Genomic DNA, 17,883 nt, shown 5'->3' on the forward strand with positions numbered 1-17,883 from the left:
CCGGGTCAGACCTGATCGGGACCGGCCCGGCGGCGCTGCCGCCGTCGCGCCGAGGGCGTTCACCTCGATGATCCGCGCGCCAGCGCCCGCCGACGCCCGTCCCCGGTCAGGCGGCGGGCGGTCCGATCGGCTGGGGGCGGTTCTCCCACTTCGTCGACAGGGCGATCCCGGTGCGGGTGGAGGCCACCCCGGGGGTCCGGTTCAGCCGCACGATGAGCTGCTCCAGCTCGGCGATGGTGCCGACCCTGGCCTTGAGCAGAAACGACTCGACGCCCGCCATGAAGTAGCAGGACTCGATCTCGGGCATCCGCCGGAACGCCTCCAGCACGTCGTCGGTGTCCCCGCCGGAGTCCTCGACGATCCCGATCAGCGCGGTCACGCCGAGGCCGATCGACTCGGGCTCCACCTCCGCCCGGTACGCCCGGATCACCCCGCCGGACTCCAGTTTGCCGACCCGTTCGTGCACGGCCGGGGCGGAGAGGCCGACCTGGCGGGCCAGTTCGGCGTACGAGAGTCGGGCGTTGCCCTGGAGCAGCGCGACGAGGCTCCGGTCGATGGCGTCCACGGACTGTGACCCTAGTCGTTCGGGCGTAACGTCCGGCGCTCGGCATACGTTGCACATGACAGCAGGTGAGTGTTCGCAGACCTTCGGTCAAGGGAGAACCGCGCCGGTAACATTTACTAACTTCCCACTCAGTGCTTTTTTCGCGTTTGGCGGACAGGCCAGGTCGCTGGTGCTGTAATTGCCATACGTCCCTCATGACGGCTCTGGGCTCGCACCGGCCGGGGGCAGTGTGTTCAGCCGGGGGCTTCGTCGACGCGAGGAGGGGGCTGTGGACACTGGAGATCGCCTGCTGACACCGGGTGAGGTTGCCGCGCTGTTTCGGGTTGACCCGAAGACGGTGACGCGATGGGCGGCGGCCGGCCGGATAGGCAGCATCCGGACTCCAGGCGGGCATCGCCGGTTTCGGGAATCCGAGGTGCGGGCCCTGCTGGAAGGGGAGGGCATGCTGGACGAGGCGGACGACATGGGCAAGGCCCGCAATGTCGGTCCCGCGGCATCGACCGGCCCCGGCCCGGCCAACGCCGGGATGTACTGACCAGGTGCACTGACGGGGCACGCGGACCGGCCCGCCCGGTCCGCGTCCCGACGCCGCCCGCGCTCAGCCGCGGCCGGCAGCCAGCCCCTCCGGGTCGCCGGTACGGCCGGTGCCCAGCTCGCCGGACCAGCGACGGAACAGCGTGTGCGGTACGCCCAGGGCGTCGAGCACCTTCCCCGCCACGAAGTCGACGAGTTGCTGCGCCGAGGCGGACGCGCCGGCACCGTAGAAGCCCGGGCTGGCGGGCAGCACCACCGCCCCGGCGTCGTGCAGGGCGATCAGGTGCTCCAGGTGGCTACGGGTCACCGGCGTCTCGCGGGGCACCACCACCAGCGGCCGGCGCTCCTTGAGGTTGACCTCCGCGGCCCGCTGCAACAGGTCCTTGGACAGCCCGATCGCGATTCCGGCGCAGGCGGCCGTGCTGGCCGGCACGACCGCCATGCCGCGTACCCGGTAGGAGCCGCTGCTGGGGCCGGCGGCAAGATCACCGGCGGGCCAGTGCCGCACGTCGGCGTCGCCCAGGTCCCGGCCGAGCCAGGCCGCGAGGTCCTCGGCCCAGTGCCCGTCGCGGAAGGACCGCCCGGTCTCGTCGAGGATGGTCAGCCGCGCGGCGCGGGACACGATCAGGTCCACCGGTTCGCCGGCGTCCAGCAGCCCGCTCAGAACCGCGGCGGCGTACGGCGTGCCCGACGCACCGGAGACCCCCACCACCCATGGCTCACGCATACCGTCCAGCCTGCCTGGTCACGCCGGGCGGCCGTCGGCCACCCCCTCGGGTCCGCCGGGCCGGCCCCCCGCCCACGGTACCGACCTGCCATGCTGCCGTGGGCGCGATCCCACGCCCCTGGGAGGAGTCGATGATGACCGGCGACATCCTCTGGTCGCTGCGCTCCGACTGCCCCATCCCGCCGAGGCTGTCGCCGCACGCCGAGCGGGTGCAGCGGTGGCTCGACGACCGGCTGCCCGGCCTTGGCCTGCCGCTGGACGGCCCGGCGCTGGACCGGCTGTCCCGCGCGGGTTTCGCCCGCTACGCCGGCCGGCTCTACCCGCAGGCCACCGAGGCCGACCTGCGGGTGGTGACCGCCCTGTTCACCTGGTTCTTCCTGGTCGACGACGCCTGCGACGGCCCGCACCGGCTGACCCCGCAGCAGATCCGGGCGCTGCGCGACGGAACGCTGTGGCTGCTGCGGGAGGGCCACCGGGCCCGCCATCCGGGGCTCACCGGCCCGCTGCGCCGGCTGCTGGTGCGGGCCTGGCGGGAGCCGCGCCGCCGGATGCCCGCCCGCTGGCGGCTGCGGTTCGCCGACGCGGTCGGCCACCACCTGCACGGAACCTGGCAGGAGGCGGTGGAGCAGGCCGCCGGTCGGCCGCCGGACGTGGCCCGGTACGTCGAGCTGCGCCGGGCCACCTCGGCGGCGTACGTGTCGTACCCGTTGATCGAGTTCGTCACCGGCCGGCCGCTGCCCGACGCGGTGTACCACCACCCGCTGCTGCGCGAGATCGCCGATCTCGGCAACGACCTGCTCTCCTGGTACAACGACATCGCCTCGCTGGAGCGGGACCGGGCCGCCTCCGGCGGGCACAACCTGGTGCTCGCGCTGGCCGCCGAGCGGGGCGTCCCGATCGCCGCCGCGGTCGACCTGACCGCCGAGCGCTGGCGGGCGGCGATGCGCCGCTTCGTCGAACTCCGCGCGGCCGTGCCGTCGTTCGGCCCGACGCTGGACGAGGCCGTCACCGACCACCTCGACGGGGTCGCCGACGCCGTCCGGGGCACCGTCGAGTGGACCCTGGAGAGCGCCCGCTACCTCACCCCGGCCGACCGGGACTGACCTTCGGTCAGGGGCGCAGGCCGAGCCGGACCACCAGGTCCAGCAGGGCGAACACGAACAGCGCGATGCCGACGAACCCGTTCGCGGTGAAGAAGGCCCGGTTGACCTTGCTCAGGTCGGTCGGCGACACCACCAGGTGCTGGTAGCCGAACGCGACGGCGGTCAGCGCCAGCCCGATCCACCAGAGCCAGCCGAACCCGACCAGCGCCCCGAACCAGATGAACGCCGCGAACGTCACCACGTGCGCGACGGTGGAGGCGTGCAGGGCGAAGCGCAGCCCGTACCGGGCGGGAACGCTGTGCACGCCGATCGTCCGGTCCACCTCGGCGTCCTGGCAGGCGTAGATCAGGTCGAACCCGCCGATCCACAGGCCCACCGCCACGCCGAGCAGCCAGGCCGGCCACGAGCCGGCGAAGGTGCCGGTGACCGCGAGCCAGGCGCCGACCGGGCCGACCGCCTGGGCGACCGCGAGGATCGCGTGCGGCCAGTTGGTGAACCGCTTGCCGTACGGGTAGACGACCAGCGGGACCACGGCGAGCGGCGCGAGCGCCAGGCAGAGCGGGTTGAGCAGGGCGGCGGCGGCGAGGAAGACCACCAGCGCGACGGTCGCGCCGGTCCAGGCCGTCCGCAGGCTCACCGCCCCGGTGACCAGCTCCCGGGCGGCCGTACGCGGGTTCCGCGCGTCGATCCGCCGGTCGAGGATCCGGTTGGCGGCCATCGCGAACGTCCGCGCCCCGACCATCGCCACGGTGATCAGCAGCAGGTCGAGCCAGCGCACCCGCCCGCCGTGGACCTGCATCGCGGTCAGCGCCGACAGGTACGCGAACGGCAGTGCGAAGACGGAGTGCTCGATCGCGACGAGCCTGAGGAACGACTTGACCCGGCCGGGACGCTCGACGGGCTCCGTGACGGCGGCGGTCATCAGATCCCGTACTCCTTCCAGCGCTTGTCGACCAGGGACACGACCTCGGGGGCCATGCTCATCTCCTCCGGCCAGCCCCGGGTGTAGCCCTCGGTGGGCAGCTTCCGGGTGGCGTCGACGCCCACCTTCCCGCCCCAGAACTGCTGGTACGAGGCGTGGTCGAGGTGGTCGACGGGACCCTCGGTGAGCAGCAGGTCCCGGGCGTAGTCGACGTTGCCGAAGGCCCGGAACGCGACCTCGTTGTAGTCGTGCACGTCGCAGTCCTCGTCGACGATCACGATCAGCTTGGTCAGCGACATCAGGTGGGCGCCCCAGATCGCGTTCATCACCTTCTGGGCGTGCTTGGGGTAGCGCTTGCGGATCGACACGATCGCGCAGTTGTGGAAGACCCCGGCGGCCGGCAGGTCGTAGTCGACGATGTCGGGGATCAGCAGCTTGAGCAGCGGCTGGAAGATCCGCTCGGTGGCCTTGCCGAGGCCGTGGTCCTCCTGCGGCGGCTTGGAGGTGACGATCGAGTGGTAGACGGCGTCGCGCTGCATGGTCATCGTCTCGATGTGCAGCACCGGGAACGGCTCGACCGGGGTGTAGAAGCCGGTGTGGTCGCCGAACGGCCCCTCGGGCAGCCGCTCGCCGGGCTCCAGGTACCCCTCCAGCACGATCTGGGCGTGCGCCGGGACCTGGAGCGGGACGGTGAGGCAGTCGACCATCTCGACCCGCTCGCCGCGCAGGAACCCGGCGAACAGGTATTCGTCGATGTCGCCGGGCAGCGGCGCGCTGGCCGCGTACGAGACCACCGGGTCGCAGCCGATCGCGACCGCGACGGGCAGGCGCTGGCCGAGCCGCTCGGCGACCGCGTGGTGGGCGGTGGAGTCCTTGTGGATCTGCCAGTGCATGCCGAGGGTGTTGCGGGAGTGCTGCTGGAGCCGGTAGAGGCCGAGGTTGCGCTTGCCGGTCTCCGGGTGCTTGGTGTGGGTCAGCCCGTAGTTGTGGAAGATGCCGCCGTCACCCGGCCAGACCTGGAGGCCGGGCAGCCGGTTCAGGTCGACGTCGTCGCCGGAGTACACCACCTGCTGGCAGGGGGCGGTCTTCACCTTGCGCGGCGGCAGCGACTTGAGCTGCATGACCTTGCCCATGCCCTCGCGGATGCCGGACCAGCCGACCGGCAGCTCCGGCTTGATCAGGTCGCCGATCCGCGCGCCGATCTCGTCGAGGGACTCGACGCCGAGCGCCATCGCCATCCGCTTCTCGGTGCCGAACAGGTTGATCGCCACCGGCAGTTCACCCCGGGTCGGCCGCTCGAAGAGCAGCGCGGGGCCGCCGGCCCGCACGGTCCGGGTGACGATCTCGCTGATCTCCAGCGTCGGATCGACCGGGACGCTGACCCGGCGCAGCTCCCCCGCCCGCTCCAGGGCCGCGAGGAAGTCCTTCAGATCGGTGTACGGGAAGCCACGAGCCGCCATGACAGCCAGTCTCCCGCACCGGCCACCAGGTCGACCAAGCCGGGTGGTGTGACGCCCGCGATCCCGCGCGCCAACATGATCAACTCAACGTGCGGCACATGATCAACTCGACCTGCGGCATGTGATCGACTCGATGTGCGGCATGTTGCGGTGTCCGGACGACGGGATGCCGCGACATGCTGCATGCCGAGTCGATCACCCGCCGCACGCCGGGTCAGTGGCTATGGGCCAGCTCGACGAAGGCCCGCTGGGCGGTGAGCCCGAGGTCGAGCCATCCCCACCACCCTCTCCCCCTCCCAAACGTCAACGTCCCTCCACCAACCTGACCCCCACTCCCAACCGCACGGTAGGCTCCCAGTAACCCTCTGTCAGCAGCCCCGCCCCGCCGGGCACGGGGGCGGGCACCGGTGGGGGTGGGAGTTCAGGGGTCTGGTGGGAGGGGATCAGGTGGGTGGGGGACGGGTGCCGAAGGGGTTCAGCGAGCGGCGGGTGCGGGTCGGCGAGGTGATGATCAACCATGTCCGGGGTGGGCAGGGGCCGCCCCTGGTGCTGCTACACGGCTACCCGGAGTCCTGGTACATGTGGCGGGCCCTGTTGCCCAAGCTGGCCCGGCACTTCGACGTGGTCGCTCCCGACCTGCGCGGTTTCGGCGACAGCGACGCCCCGGCCGCCGGGTACGACAAGAAGACCCTCGCCGCCGACCTGCACGGGCTGCTCGACGAGCTGGGCGTGACCGGCGACATCCGGCTGGTCGGCCACGACGTCGGCACGATGGTCGCCTACGCGTACGCCGCCGCTCACCCGGACCGGGTGAGCCGGCTGGTGCTCAGCGAGGCACCGATCCCCGACGAGAGCGTCTACGCGTTCCCCGCGCTGACCCCGGCCGGCCCTGGGGTGTGGAACTTCGGCTTCTTCAGCCTCGTCAACGGGCTGCCCGAGCAGCTCGTCAGCGGCCGGGAGACGCTCTGGGTGGACCGGTTCACCGACTCGATGATGGTCCGCAAGGGCAGCATCGGCCCCGACGACGTCGAGGAGTACGCCCGGCACCTGCGGGACGAGGCGCACCTGCGGGCGAGCTTCGCGTACTTCCGCGCCTTCGGTCAGGACATCACCGACAACGCCGCGTACCGGGCTACGCCGCTACCCATGCCGGTGCTGGCCGTCGGCGGCCGGGCCAGCCTCGGCGACCAGGTGGCCGACCAGGTCCGCCGGTACGCCACGACGGTCCGTGGCGAGGTGATCGAGGACTGCGGCCACTGGTTGTACGAGGAGCGACCGGAGGAACTCCTCGCCCTGCTGCTGGACTTCCTCCGCCCGGCCTGACCCGGGCACCGAGGAGGGCCGCCTCGGCTCGGGCCCACTCGCCGATCGGGCCGCTGGGCGCACCCGGGGAGGCCCCGGGCACCCCGGAGGAGGCCCCGGGCGCGCCCCGAGGTCGGGCGGCGGCGGTTCAGCCGCTGGCCGCCACCGGGGTGGGCGTCCAGGCGTGGTCGGCGAGTTGGGGATCGAGCGGGGCACCGGTGAGCCGGTTGGCGAAGGTGGAGATGGTGTACGTGCCGACGCCGAGGACCACGTCGAGGGCCTGCCCGGGGCGGTAGCCGGTGGCGAGGAAGGCGCGCAGCACGTCGTCCGGGACCGCGCCCCGGTGCTCCAGCACGGCCAGGGTGAACAGCCGAAGCGCCTCCAGCCGCGCCTCGGCCAGCGGCGCGCCGGAGCGCAGCGCACCGATCAGCGCCGGGTCGGCAGCCAGCCCGGTCAGCGTGCCGGTGTGCAGCGCCACGCAGACGTGGCACTCGTTGTGGGTGGCGATCGTCAGCACGACGACCTCCCGCTCCAACGGGTCGAGGTCGCTCTGCTCGAAGATCCCGTTGACGGTGAGGAAGCCCTTGAGCAGGTGCGGCGACTCGGCCATCAGGGCGACCGGAGCCGGAAGGTAGCCGAACTTCCGTCGCACCCCCTCGATGGTCGGCCGGGCGGCGGCGGGCGCGGTTTCGGGGGTGTGGGCGGTGAAGACGCGGTCGGGCACGGTGACCTGCTCTCGGGTAGGGGTGAGGGACCGCCGTGACGTACGATAGTCAACGTGGTTGTCCAGATAGTAAACGTGGTTGTCGAACGTGGCAACGGCTGACCCCGGGCGGCCCGGCTTCGCGCTGCCCCTGCTGCTGCTGGCCGGCTTCCGTACCCTCATCGACGACCTGCACGCGGAGCTGGCCGCGCAGGGCCACCCGGAGCTACGGCCGCTGCACGGCTTCGTCCTCCAGGCGGTCGGGGTGGAGGGCACCACCGCGACCGAGCTGGGTCAGCGCCTCGGCGTCTCCAAGCAGGCTGCCGGCAAGACGGTCGACCGGCTGGTCGCCCTCGGCTACCTGGAACGCGCCGACGACCCGCGCGACGCCCGGCGCAGGCTGGTCCGGATGACCGCTCGGGGCCGCGACGGCCTGACCCGCTCGGCGGTGGTCTTCGACACGCTGCGCGACCGCTGGGCGACCACCCTCGGCCCCGAGCGGGTCGCGGCGATCGAGGACGACCTGCGCACGGTCGCCGCCGCCGACCTCTTCCGCCTAGACGTCCCGGGCTGGTTCGGCACCTGACCGCTCCCGCGCCGGGCACCGAGAAACACCCGCAGGGGGCACGATGGCAGCATGAGTGACGCGTACGTGTCCGGAGACCCGGACGGCCTCTCCCCCCTGCTGGTCCGGATCCGCGACGCGGTGGCCCGGGAACTGCACGCCCAGCTCACCATGCGCGCCGAGCGGATCGAGCTGCCCGACGTGCCGGAGGTGGCCTACCAGTTCACCCGGCAGGTGGACCGGGTGCTCACCGCGACGAGGGCCGCCCGGCCCTGACCGGCGGGACGGCGGTCACCCCGGGCCCGAGGGTCGGTCAGCTCACCCCGGCGTAGGAGTGCAGGCCGGTGAAGAAGAAGTTCACCCCGAACAGGTTCATCAGCATGGTGAGGAAGCCGAGGATGGCGATCCACGTCGCCACGTTCCGCTTGACGCTCGGAGTGGCCCGGGCGTGCAGGTAGCCCGCGTACACCACCCAGGAGATGAACGCCCAGGTCTCCTTCGGGTCCCAGCCCCACGGCCGGCCCCACGCGGCCTCCGCCCAGATCGCGCCGGCGATCACCGCGAAGGTGAAGATCGGGAACGAGAAGGCGTGCAGCACGAAGGTCAGCCGCTCCAGGCCGTCCGCCGCCGGCAGCCGCTTCGCCAGGGTGTACGGGAAGCTGCGCCTGCCCCGCTCGTACCCGTTGCGCATCAGGAACGCGATCGCCGGCACCGCGCCGAGCAGGAAGATGCTGGACGAGAAGCTGATCGTCGACACGTGCACGATGTACCAGGCCGACTGCAGCGCCGGCATCAACGGCACGACCTCGACGTACAGCTTCAGCTCGGCGAACGCCAGCAGCAGCACCATCACCAGGGTGAGGAACAGCCCGAGGCGGCGCAGCGAGGGGCGCTTCCAGAGCACGGCGAGCCACGCCGCTGCGCTGACCCACGAGACCGTCAGCACGAACTCGTACATGTTGCCCCAGGGCATCCGGTCGGCGGCGATGCCGCGGGTGACCGTGGCCGCGAGGTGCAGCGCGGCGGCGAGCGCGGTGATCCAGACCGCGACGCGGCCGGCCAGCCGGGCCTGCTGCGCCGAGCGGCCGAGCCGGGCCGGCGGATCGGCCGGGGCGGCGGGCACGTCGACCGGGCCGCCGGCCCCGCCGACCCCCGCGCCGACCAGTTCGCGCTTGGCTGCGGCGGCCGGGGCGACGGCCCGGGCGTTGCCCAGGGCGTACTCGACGGCGTGGCAGATCATCGCGACCAGGTACGCCAGGATCGCGAACGTGACCAGTTGGTCGGAGAGTGCGGACATCACTCGGCTCCTTCTCGCGTCCCGGCCGGACCGCGTGCGTCGCGACCCCCGCCGGCCCGCTCGTCCGGCTCCCCGCCGCCGCTGACGGCGGCGACGAGCTGCGCGAACTCGTCGGCGAACCCCGGATAGTCGGTGCGCGGCAGGCCACCGGCCTCCACCAAGCTACTACCGCCCGTCGGAGATCCTCCGGCGGGGTCGTCGGTAGAGGTCGGGGCGGCATCGCCGGCCGGGTTCGCGGCCGGCGTCACCCGGAACCAGACCCGGCGGCGCTTGCCGAACAGGGCGCCCATCAGGCCGACCAGCAAGACCGCCGAGCTGCCGAGCAGCAGCGTGGAGCCGGGGTCGTAGCGCACCGACAGGGTGATGTACGGCTTCGTGCCGACGAACTCCAGCACGCTGCCGTCGTCCAGCGTCCACTTCTCGCCGACGGCGAGCTTCTTGTCGCCGACCTGCTTGAGCTTGCCGTTGGTGACCTGGCGCTGGTCGAGCTGGTACACCGAGCCGGGGATGCCGGCGTCCATGCCCAGGTTCCCCCGGTACGCGACGAGCACCACGGCCGGGTTGCGCTCGGTCGGAAACTCCGACCGGTTGAACGGGCCCTGCTGCGGCGCGGTGGGCAGGTACAGCCCCTCGAAGGCGACCTGGAGGTTCGAGTCCCGCTTGCCGGTCTTCGGGTCGACGTTGACGTCCGGGAACGCGGCCACGCCCTCGCTGGTGAGGGTGGCGTCCCCGCTGGTCAGGAAGGGAAAGTTGCTGGTCTGGGTCTTGCCGTACCGGTCGGTGTAGCGCAGCACCGGGGCGTAGCCGTGGCCGAGCAGGTAGACATTGGCGGCACCGAGGCGCAGCGGGGAGTTGACCGAGAAGGTCTCGGTGCGGGTGGCCCGGCCGGCCTGCTCCACGTCGACCGTGGCCCGGTAGAACTCCGGCTGGCCCGACTCCAGGAACCGCGCGTCGAAGTTCTTAAGGGTCAGACAGAACGGCGGCAGGTCGGCGCTGTCCACCTGGGGGCCGAGCTTCGCCTCGGCGTACTGCTGCCGGGTGTTGCAGAACCCGTCCTCCCCGGCCACCAGCAGCTTGTTGCCGTGCCAGCCGTACCAGGAGCCGAGGGCCACCCCGATCAGCACGGCGATCAGCGAGGTGTGGAACAGCAGGTTGCCGGTCTCCTTGAGGTATCCCTTCTCGGCGGAGACCTCGGTTCCGCGTACCACCACCCGCCAGCGCCGTCGGCGCAGCTCGGTGGCGACGGCCTCGGCGTCGGTGGCGACGCCGGTCAGGACAGCGTGCTGGGGCAGCCGCTCCAGCCGCCTCGGCGCGGCCGGCGGCTTCGCGCGCAGCGCGCGCGCGTGGTCGCGCAGCCGGGGCACGATGCAGCCGATCAGCGAGGTGAACAGCAGCAGGTAGATGGCGGAGAACCAGACCGACCCGAACACCTCGAACGCGCCGATCCGGTCCAGCCTGGGGGCCAGCTCCGGGTGGTCGACGAAGTACTGGTTGACCTTCTCCAGGTTCACCCCGCGCTGCGGCAGCACCGAGCCGGGGATGGCTGCGACGGCGAGCAGGAAGAGCAGGATCAGCGCCGTACGCATGCTGGTGAGCTGCCGCCACGAGTTGCGCAGCAGGGCCAGCGCGCGGTTGGGCCGGCGGCGGGGCGCCTCGGGATCGGCCCGGTCCGCCACGATCGTCATCAGATGCTCACCTCGCCCACGCCGAACGTCGTCTGCAACCAGATGACGAAGTTGGTCCACCCGCCGGTGACCAGCGCGAGGCCGATCAGCACCAGCAGGACGCCGCCGACCCGGGTGACCCAGCGGCTGTTGCGCCGGACGGCGCGGAACACCCCGAGCAGGCGGTGGAAGCCCAGCCCGAAGGCGACGAACGGAATCCCCAACCCGAGGCAGTAGGCCACGGCGAGCACCACGGCCCGATCGGTCTGCCCGCCGGGGGTGGCCATGCCGAGCACCGCCGCGAGCGTGGGGCCGGTGCAGGGCATCCAGCTCAGGGCGAAGACCGCGCCGAAGACGGGTGCCCCGAGCAGGCCGGCGGCGGGCAGCCGGTGGATCCGGAACTCCCGCTGGAGGCCGGGGAGCACCCCGACGAAGGCCAGCCCGAGCACGATGACCAGCGCACCGGCACCGATCTCCAGAGCCCGCTCGTACTGGATGAAGACCCGGCCGACGCTGGCGAAGAGGATCGCGGTGGCGGTGAAGACGGCGGTGAACCCGGCGATGAAGAGCAGCGTCCCGGCGAGCACCCGGCCCTTGACCGCCGCCGCGGTCCGGCCCCGTTCCCGGGTACGTTCCCGCACCGCCCCGCCGCCGCCGTCGGCCTGCCCCGGGCCCGGGGTGCCGACCGGGGGCGTTGCCGGTGCTCTCCGGCCCTCCAGGTCGGCGCCGGCCAGGCCGGTGACGTAGGAGAGGTAGCCGGGGACCAGCGGGAGGATGCACGGGGACAGGAAGCTGACCAGCCCGGCGAGCGCCGCCGCGCCGATGGCCAGCAGCAGCGGTCCGCTCCGGGCGACGTCGTGGAAGGTCTCCCCCATCAGCGGGAACCGTTGGGGGCGGGCTGCTCGGCGGCGATCCGGGCGACGATCGGTTGCAGCCGCTCCTGGGTCACCGCCGACCGGATCACCACGGCCACCCTGCCGTCCCGGTCCAGCACGAGGGTGGCCGGAATGGTGGTGGGCGAGATGTCGAAGGCGAGGGCGAGCCGGCTCGGCGGGTCGAAGAGGCTGGGGTAGGTGACCCGGCCCTCCTCGAACGCGAGCGCCTTTTCCCGGTTGTCCTGCACGTTGATGCCGAGGAAGGTCACCCCGGACGCCTTGGTGGCCTGGTAGGTGGCCTCCAGGTCGTCGGCCTCGGCCCGGCAGGGCGGGCACCAGGACCCCCAGAAGTTGACCACGACCACCTGGCCGCGGTCCGTCGCGACGTCGTAGCTGCCGCCGGTGAGCAGCTCACCGGCCAGCTTCGGGGCGGTGGACCGCTGGTCGGGGGCGCACTCGATCACCCCGTCGGTGGTGGCGCAGCGCTGCTCCTGGCTGTCGGAGGAACAGCCGGTCAGGGCCGCCGTGGTCGTCACGGCCGCGAGGAGCCCCGCGATCCACCTCCGGGCTGACATCAGGCCCCCTTGGCCGTCCGGGCGGTCGGTGATGTGGCGACCAGGTGCGCGGCCGGCTCGCTGTAGCCGATCCCGACGATCTTCGCGCCGTCGAAGTGGAACGAGGTGAGGCTGGCCAGGCCGCACTGCCGCCGGCGCGGGTCGTGCCAGAGCCGCTTGCGCTCGACGTAGCGGCGCAGCGTCCAGATGGGGAGTTGGTGGGAGACCAGCACGGCCTCCCGCCCCTCGGCGGCGACCCGGGCGGCGTGCAGGGCGGCGAACATCCGCTCCGCGATGGCCCGGTACGCCTCGCCCCAGGACGGGGTGACCGGGTCGCGCAGCACCCACCAGTTGCGCGGGTCGCGGAACGACCCATCGCCCGGGGAGACCTTCTTGCCCTCGAACCAGTTGGCGCTCTCAATCAACCGCTCGTCCACCCCGACCGGCAGGCCGAACTGAGCGGCGATCGGCTCGGCGGTCTGCTGGGCGCGTTCGAGCGGGCTGGCCACCACGTGCACCACGGTCCGCTCGGCGAGCCCCTGGGCCGCCGCCTTGGCCATCTGCACGCCCAGCTCCGACAGGCGGAAGCCGGGCAGCCGGCCGTAGAGGATCTGGGCGGGGTTGTGCACCTCGCCGTGCCGCAGCACGTGAACCACCGTCTTGCTCACCGCAGCGCCCCCCTCGTTCGCGACTGCGGGGCTCGCAGAACCGGCTCACTCCTCGCGCTCACCACGCCCCCCTCGTTCGCGACTGCGGGGCTCGCAAAACCGGCTCACTCCTCGCGCTCACCACGCCCCCCTCGTTCGCGACTGCGGGGCTCGCAAAACCGGCTCACTCCTCGCGCTCACCACTACCCCCCGTTGCCCGCCGCTGCCGCCGCGTTCGCCGCCGCCGGCAGGGCCGCGGCGATCTGCTCACACGCGGCGTCGTCGATCGCCGCCGAGACGAACCAGGCCTCGAACGCGCTCGGCGGCAGGTAGACCCCGTCGGCGAGCATCGAGTGGAAGAACGCCTTGAACGCCGGGACCTGCTGGGTCCGGGCGCTGTCGTAGTCGACCACGTCGGCGTCCGTGAAGAAGATCGAGAACATGCTGCCCGCGTACGACAGCCGGTGCGGGACCCCGGCGGCGGCGAGCGCGTCGGCGGCGAGCTTGCCCAGCACGGCGGCCGTGTCGTCGAGCCTGCGGTAGACGGCGTCGTCGGCCAGCCGCAGCGTGGCCAGGCCGGCGGCGCACGCGAGCGGGTTACCGGAGAGGGTGCCGGCCTGGTAGACCGGGCCGGCCGGGGCCAGCCGCGACATGATCTCCGCGCGCCCGCCGAACGCCGCGGCCGGCAGCCCACCGCCCATGACCTTCCCGTACGTCCACAGGTCGGCGTCGGTGGGGTCGAGGCCGTGCCACCCGGAACGGGTGACCCGGAACCCGGTCATCACCTCGTCGACGATCAGCAGCGCGCCGTGCGCGTGGGCGATCCGGGCGAGCTGGGAGTTGAACCCGTCGCGGGGGGCGACCACGCCCATGTTGCCGGCCGCCGCCTCGGTGATCACCGCGGCGATGTGCGCCCCCTCGGCGGCGAACGCCTCCTCGACGGCGGCGACGTCGTTGTACGGCAGCACGATGGTGTCGCCGGCCGCCGCGCCGGGGTGCGGTCGACGATCTCGGCGGCCAGCTCCACCTCGCCGGGGGTCGGGGTGCCGAAGCTGGTGCCCCGGCCGGCGGCGTCCCGGACGGCCTCGACCACCGCGGGGTGGGCGTGCCCGAGGATCAGCGGCCCCCAGGAGCAGACCAGGTCGACGTAGCGCCGGTCGTCCGCGTCGTAGAGCCAGGGCCCCTCCCCCCGGACCATGAAGCGCGGGGTGCCGCCGACGGCGCGGAACGCGCGCACGGGGGAGTTCACCCCGCCCGGCACGATGGCGCGGGCGCGGTCGAACAGGGCCTCGGAGGCCGGCGCGTCAGCCGGGTAGCGGCCGGATCCGGCGGAAAAGGTATCGGTCACGATGCCGCCATTGTGTCAGCGCCGGACGGCGAATCGGCAGCCACCCCTGGTCGGGGTTACCGGGCTCACGCGGATGAGCTGGCCGGGCGGGCTGCGAACGCCTCGACGGGCCGGAGGACCCGGTTCGCGCTAGGCTGACCGGGTGGATCGTGCCGAACTGTCCATCACGCTACACCGCACGGGCGATGAAGTGCTGCTCCGCCTCGCCGGTGAGATCGACATGCTCACGGCCACCCAACTCTCGACCGTCGTCAACGAGGCGCTCGCCGATCCGCCCCCGCGGATCGTCCTCGATCTGGGCGGGGTCACCTTCTGCGACTCCCAGGGGCTGGGCACCCTGGTCGTGCTCAGTCGCAAGGCCAGCCACGCGCAGAGCCTGCTCATCCTCACCGGCGTCGGCGACTTCCTGCTCCGGGTCCTGGACATCACCGGCCTCCGCTCGGCCCTGATGATCCGCAACGGCGCTCCCACCGACTGATTCCCGCCACCCGCGCCCCGCCGCCCTGGCCGGCGGCGGGGTCGCGATCGCGATCAGGTGGGAAGGTCTCGGCGGCGGAAGGTGAGCAGGCCCGCCGTGGCCAGCGCGGCGGCCGTGCCGGTCAGGGCCAGCAGCGGGGTGGCGGGCACCGGGCCGCCCAGGACCTGCGGGGTGTGGGTGAACGGGGACAGGTCCAACAGCCACTGGCTCAGCTCCAGCGCCGCGCCGAGCTGGCCGAGGAGCAGGCAGCCGGCGAGCGCCGCCCAGGCCGCGCCGACGCTGACCCGGGGCAGCAGGCCGAACAGCAGCACCGCCACGCCGACCAGCACCCAGACCGCCGGCACGTGGGCCAGCGCCGCCCCGGTCAGCCGGGGCACCCTACCCGCCACGTCGGAGCTGCTGAGGCCGTAGGCGAGCCCGGTCACCGCGCCGGTCACCGCGAGCATCACCGCCGGGCCGAGCAGGGCGAAGGCCAGGTGGCCGAGCAGCCAGCGGGACCGGCTCACCCCGGTGGCGAGCACCGGCTCGGCGCGCTGGCCGGTCTCCTCGGTCCGCATCCGCAGCGCGGCCTGGATGCCGTAGCCGGCGGCGGCGAGCGCGGTGATGCTCAGGGTCGTCCCGAGGTACGCCTCGGCGATCGACGCCGAGCCGCCGAGCCGCTCCATCAACCGGGCGACGGTCTCGTTGCCGTCCACCGCCGCCCCGGCCGCCTGGGCGGCGGCGCCGAGCACCGCGCCGAGGGCCGCCGCGCCGACCGTCCAGCCGAGCAGCGCGACCCGGTTCAACCGCCAGGCCAGCCCCCACGGGCCGGCGAGGGCGGGGCCGGCGGCGGCCGGGCCGAGCCTCGGCGGCAGCACGCCCGCGCCGAGGTCGCGCCGCGCCGAGAGCCGGAACGCCGCCGCGCCGACCAGCGCGGCCAGCCCGGCGAGCAGCGCCAGCGGCCACCAGCGCTCGCCGGCGTACGGGTGGGTGCGCTGGGCCCAGCCCAGCGGGGAGAGCCAGCTCAGCCACTGCGTCCCGCCCGCGTCCCCGGCGAGCCGGACCAGGTACGCCGCCCCGAGCGCCGCGATGCCCAGCCCCCGGGCGCCGCCCGCGCTCTCGGTGAGCTGTGCGGCGAGGGCGCCCACGGTGGCGAAGACCGCCCCGGCGAGGGCGACCGAGAGCCCGAACGCCAGCGACCCGGCCGCCGGCAGGCCGGCGGCGACCAGCCCGCCGGCCACGAGCAGCCCAAGCAGCAGGTCCGCCGCGTACGTGACGAGCAGCGCCGCGGCCAGCCCGGCGTACCGGCCGAGGACGGTGGCGCCGAGCAGCTCCCGCCGGCCCGCCTCCTCCTCGGTCCGGGTGTGCCGGACGACGACGAGCAGGCTGATCAGGCCGACGATCAGGTGCAGCAGCCCGGCCCGCTGGGCGGCGAGCGCGCCGACGCTGTCGCCGTGCACCGGGCCGAGCAGCGCCACGATCGACGGGTTGCCGGCGGTGGTGGCCGCGTACTCGGCGCGCTGGGCGGCGGTCGGGTAGAGCCCCGCGTACGTCTCGGCGTAGCTGGCCGGCAGCACCGCGATCAGCAACACCCAGATCGGCAGCAGCACCCGGTCCCGGCGCAGGATCAGCCGGACCAGGTGCCGGACGCCGGTCACCGGGCCACCCCGGCGGTGCTCGCCGAGCCGTAGTGCCGCAGGAACAGCTCCTCCAGCGCGGGCGGCCGGCTGACCAGGGTCCGTACGCCGATCTCGGTGAGCCGGCGCAGCGCGGCATCGAGCGCCGGGGTGTCCACGTCGAAGCGGACCCGGTCGCCGTCCACCCGCAGGTCGTGCACGCCGGCCAGCTCGGCCAGCCCGTGCGGCGGCCCGGCCAGCTCGGCGTCGACGGAGGTGCGCTGGAGGTGACGCAGCTCGGTGAGCGTGCCGGTCTCCACGGCGCGACCGTTGCGGATGATCGTCACCCGGTCGCAGAGCGCCTCGACCTCGCCGAGGATGTGGCTGGAGAGCAGGACGGTCCGGCCGTCCTGCCGGGCCCGGCCCACCCAGTGCTGGAAGACCTCCTCCATCAGTGGGTCGAGGCCGGAGGTGGGCTCGTCGAGGATCAGCAGCTCCGCGTCGGAGGCCAGGGCGGCGACCAGGCCGACCTTCTGCCGGTTGCCCTTCGAGTACGCCCGGCCCTTCTTGCGCGGGTCCAGCTCGAAGGCGGCCAGCAGCTCGTCGCGGCGGGCCCGGTCGATGCCGCCGCGCATCCGGCCGAGCAGGTCGATCACCTCGCCCCCGCTGAGGTTCGGCCACAGGGTCACGTCGCCGGGCACGTACGCCAGCCGTCGGTGCAGCGCGACGGCGTCCCGCCAGGGGTCGCCGCCGAGCAGTCGGACGGCCCCCGCGTCCGCCCGCAGCAGACCGAGCAGCACCCGGATGGCGGTGGACTTGCCGGCGCCGTTGGGCCCCAGGAAGCCGTGCACCTCACCGGCGCGGACGGTCAGGTCCAGCCCGTCGAGCGCCCGGGTCTGGCCGAAGGTCTTCACCAGGCCGGTCACCGTTATCGGAGTTTCCATACTTCAGAAGCTACAGTCGTTTCAGAAAGTTGTGAAGACTGTGGAAGCTGAGGCACGATCAGATTCCCGACCTACGCCGAGGAGAGTTGGATGACCGCCGCCGACCCGCCCCGCCGCAACGACGAGGCGGTCCACCTTTTCGTCGAGCGGATGGCCATGGCCTTCGCGGATGTCGGCTTCCCCCGGATGGCCGCCCGGGTGCTGTTCACGGTGATGAGCGCGGACCAGACGTTGACCGCCGCCGAGATCGGCGAGCGGCTCGACGTCAGCGCGGCGGCGGTCTCCGGCGCGGTCCGCTACCTGACCCAGTTCGGGATGCTGGTCCGCGAGCCGGTGAAGGGCTCCCGCCGGGACCGCTACGGGCTGCCGGACAACCCCTGGTACGAGGGGACGATCACGAAGACCGGCCTCTACAAGAACTTCATCGACATCGCGGACGGCGGGCTCGACGCCCTCGCCGGCCGGAGCAGCCCGGCCGGCGAGCGGGTCGCCGAGATGCGCGACTTCTTCGTCTTCATCCAGGAGGAGATCGACTCGCTCGGCGAGCGCTGGCGGGCCCGCCGCGCCGCCACGGGCCACGGCGGTTCGTCAGCCGCCTAG

Annotated in this window: 19 protein-coding genes and 1 pseudogene; 7 read left to right on the forward strand and 13 right to left on the reverse strand. The window is 73.1% G+C overall.

What is annotated here, in order from left to right; translation table 11 throughout:
• Nucleotides 1–106 precede the first annotated feature (106 nt).
• Nucleotides 107–565, reverse strand: a complete 459-nt coding sequence (locus OOK41_RS00755) for an Lrp/AsnC family transcriptional regulator (protein ID WP_117668386.1) — start codon at nucleotides 563–565, stop codon at nucleotides 107–109.
• Nucleotides 566–833: 268 nt separating this feature from the next.
• Here OOK41_RS00755 and OOK41_RS00760 point away from each other — a divergent pair, with 268 nt between their 5' ends.
• The gene (locus OOK41_RS00760; protein WP_117668385.1) at nucleotides 834–1,100 is read left to right on the forward strand and encodes a BldC family transcriptional regulator; all 267 of its coding nucleotides are present in this window, start codon (nucleotides 834–836) and stop codon (nucleotides 1,098–1,100) included.
• Nucleotides 1,101–1,163: 63 nt separating this feature from the next.
• On the opposite strand, the gene OOK41_RS00765 is transcribed toward OOK41_RS00760, so the two are convergent.
• Nucleotides 1,164–1,826, reverse strand: a complete 663-nt coding sequence (locus OOK41_RS00765; RefSeq protein ID WP_117668384.1) for a UbiX family flavin prenyltransferase — start codon at nucleotides 1,824–1,826, stop codon at nucleotides 1,164–1,166.
• Between the two features lie 134 nt (nucleotides 1,827–1,960).
• Here OOK41_RS00765 and OOK41_RS00770 point away from each other — a divergent pair, with 134 nt between their 5' ends.
• Nucleotides 1,961–2,929, forward strand: a complete 969-nt coding sequence (locus tag OOK41_RS00770) for a terpene synthase (RefSeq protein WP_266267701.1) — start codon at nucleotides 1,961–1,963, stop codon at nucleotides 2,927–2,929.
• A 7-nt stretch (nucleotides 2,930–2,936) separates the two neighbouring features.
• Here the strand turns inward: OOK41_RS00770 and mqnP are convergent, their stop codons facing one another.
• The gene (mqnP, locus tag OOK41_RS00775; RefSeq protein WP_266262435.1) at nucleotides 2,937–3,851 is read right to left on the reverse strand and encodes a menaquinone biosynthesis prenyltransferase MqnP; all 915 of its coding nucleotides are present in this window, start codon (nucleotides 3,849–3,851) and stop codon (nucleotides 2,937–2,939) included.
• The gene (locus tag OOK41_RS00780) at nucleotides 3,851–5,311 is read right to left on the reverse strand and encodes a menaquinone biosynthesis decarboxylase (RefSeq protein WP_117668380.1); all 1,461 of its coding nucleotides are present in this window, start codon (nucleotides 5,309–5,311) and stop codon (nucleotides 3,851–3,853) included. Before OOK41_RS00780 ends, mqnP begins: the two co-directional genes overlap by 1 nt.
• Before the next feature lie 462 nt (nucleotides 5,312–5,773).
• On the opposite strand from OOK41_RS00780, the gene OOK41_RS00785 reads away from it, so the two are divergent.
• On the forward strand, nucleotides 5,774–6,634 hold the full coding sequence (locus OOK41_RS00785; RefSeq protein WP_266262438.1) for an alpha/beta fold hydrolase: 861 nt from the start codon (nucleotides 5,774–5,776) through the stop codon (nucleotides 6,632–6,634).
• A gap of 127 nt (nucleotides 6,635–6,761) precedes the next feature.
• Here OOK41_RS00785 and OOK41_RS00790 read toward each other — a convergent pair whose 3' ends face one another.
• Nucleotides 6,762–7,337, reverse strand: coding sequence for a carboxymuconolactone decarboxylase family protein (locus OOK41_RS00790; protein WP_243639538.1), 576 nt, complete (start codon nucleotides 7,335–7,337; stop codon nucleotides 6,762–6,764).
• A gap of 88 nt (nucleotides 7,338–7,425) precedes the next feature.
• Here OOK41_RS00790 and OOK41_RS00795 point away from each other — a divergent pair, with 88 nt between their 5' ends.
• Together OOK41_RS00795 and OOK41_RS00800 are read left to right on the forward strand one after the other, a co-directional pair.
• Nucleotides 7,426–7,902 (forward strand): MarR family winged helix-turn-helix transcriptional regulator, encoded by a 477-nt coding sequence (locus tag OOK41_RS00795; RefSeq protein ID WP_266262439.1) that lies wholly within the window; start codon nucleotides 7,426–7,428, stop codon nucleotides 7,900–7,902.
• Nucleotides 7,903–7,953: 51 nt separating this feature from the next.
• Entirely contained in the window at nucleotides 7,954–8,157 is a 204-nt protein-coding gene (locus OOK41_RS00800) for a hypothetical protein (RefSeq protein ID WP_117668377.1), read from the forward strand.
• Between the two features lie 37 nt (nucleotides 8,158–8,194).
• On the opposite strand, the gene ccsB is transcribed toward OOK41_RS00800, so the two are convergent.
• The 6 genes and pseudogenes from ccsB to OOK41_RS00830 all read right to left on the reverse strand — a co-directional run bounded on the left by ccsB (nucleotide 8,195) and on the right by OOK41_RS00830 (nucleotide 14,266).
• A complete protein-coding gene (gene ccsB / locus OOK41_RS00805) occupies nucleotides 8,195–9,178 on the reverse strand; it encodes a c-type cytochrome biogenesis protein CcsB (protein ID WP_266262440.1) in 984 nt (327 codons plus the stop codon).
• Nucleotides 9,178–10,863 (reverse strand): cytochrome c biogenesis protein ResB, encoded by a 1,686-nt coding sequence (locus OOK41_RS00810; protein WP_266262441.1) that lies wholly within the window; start codon nucleotides 10,861–10,863, stop codon nucleotides 9,178–9,180. Before OOK41_RS00810 ends, ccsB begins: the two co-directional genes overlap by 1 nt.
• The gene (locus OOK41_RS00815; RefSeq protein WP_266262442.1) at nucleotides 10,863–11,717 is read right to left on the reverse strand and encodes a cytochrome c biogenesis CcdA family protein; all 855 of its coding nucleotides are present in this window, start codon (nucleotides 11,715–11,717) and stop codon (nucleotides 10,863–10,865) included. Before OOK41_RS00815 ends, OOK41_RS00810 begins: the two co-directional genes overlap by 1 nt.
• On the reverse strand, nucleotides 11,717–12,292 hold the full coding sequence (locus OOK41_RS00820) for a TlpA disulfide reductase family protein (protein ID WP_117668373.1): 576 nt from the start codon (nucleotides 12,290–12,292) through the stop codon (nucleotides 11,717–11,719). The genes OOK41_RS00815 and OOK41_RS00820 overlap by 1 nt, the downstream gene beginning before the upstream one ends.
• Nucleotides 12,292–12,939: a histidine phosphatase family protein gene (locus OOK41_RS00825; protein ID WP_117668372.1), complete on the reverse strand. Its 648-nt coding sequence runs from the start codon at nucleotides 12,937–12,939 to the stop codon at nucleotides 12,292–12,294. The genes OOK41_RS00820 and OOK41_RS00825 overlap by 1 nt, the downstream gene beginning before the upstream one ends.
• A gap of 182 nt (nucleotides 12,940–13,121) precedes the next feature.
• A pseudogene (locus tag OOK41_RS00830) lies at nucleotides 13,122–14,266 on the reverse strand (aminotransferase class III-fold pyridoxal phosphate-dependent enzyme).
• Nucleotides 14,267–14,408: 142 nt separating this feature from the next.
• Here OOK41_RS00830 and OOK41_RS00835 point away from each other — a divergent pair.
• Nucleotides 14,409–14,744 (forward strand): STAS domain-containing protein, encoded by a 336-nt coding sequence (locus tag OOK41_RS00835; protein WP_266262443.1) that lies wholly within the window; start codon nucleotides 14,409–14,411, stop codon nucleotides 14,742–14,744.
• Between the two features lie 53 nt (nucleotides 14,745–14,797).
• Here OOK41_RS00835 and OOK41_RS00840 read toward each other — a convergent pair whose 3' ends face one another.
• Nucleotides 14,798–16,381, reverse strand: coding sequence for an ABC transporter permease (locus tag OOK41_RS00840; protein WP_266262444.1), 1,584 nt, complete (start codon nucleotides 16,379–16,381; stop codon nucleotides 14,798–14,800).
• Entirely contained in the window at nucleotides 16,378–17,283 is a 906-nt protein-coding gene (locus OOK41_RS00845; protein ID WP_266262445.1) for an ABC transporter ATP-binding protein, read from the reverse strand. Before OOK41_RS00845 ends, OOK41_RS00840 begins: the two co-directional genes overlap by 4 nt.
• Nucleotides 17,284–17,373: 90 nt before the next feature.
• On the opposite strand from OOK41_RS00845, the gene OOK41_RS00850 reads away from it, so the two are divergent.
• Nucleotides 17,374–17,883, forward strand: coding sequence for a GbsR/MarR family transcriptional regulator (locus tag OOK41_RS00850; RefSeq protein WP_266262446.1), 510 nt, complete (start codon nucleotides 17,374–17,376; stop codon nucleotides 17,881–17,883).

Source organism: Micromonospora sp. NBC_01655, from assembly GCF_026339755.1.
In the GTDB taxonomy this organism is placed as follows: domain Bacteria; phylum Actinomycetota; class Actinomycetes; order Mycobacteriales; family Micromonosporaceae; genus Micromonospora.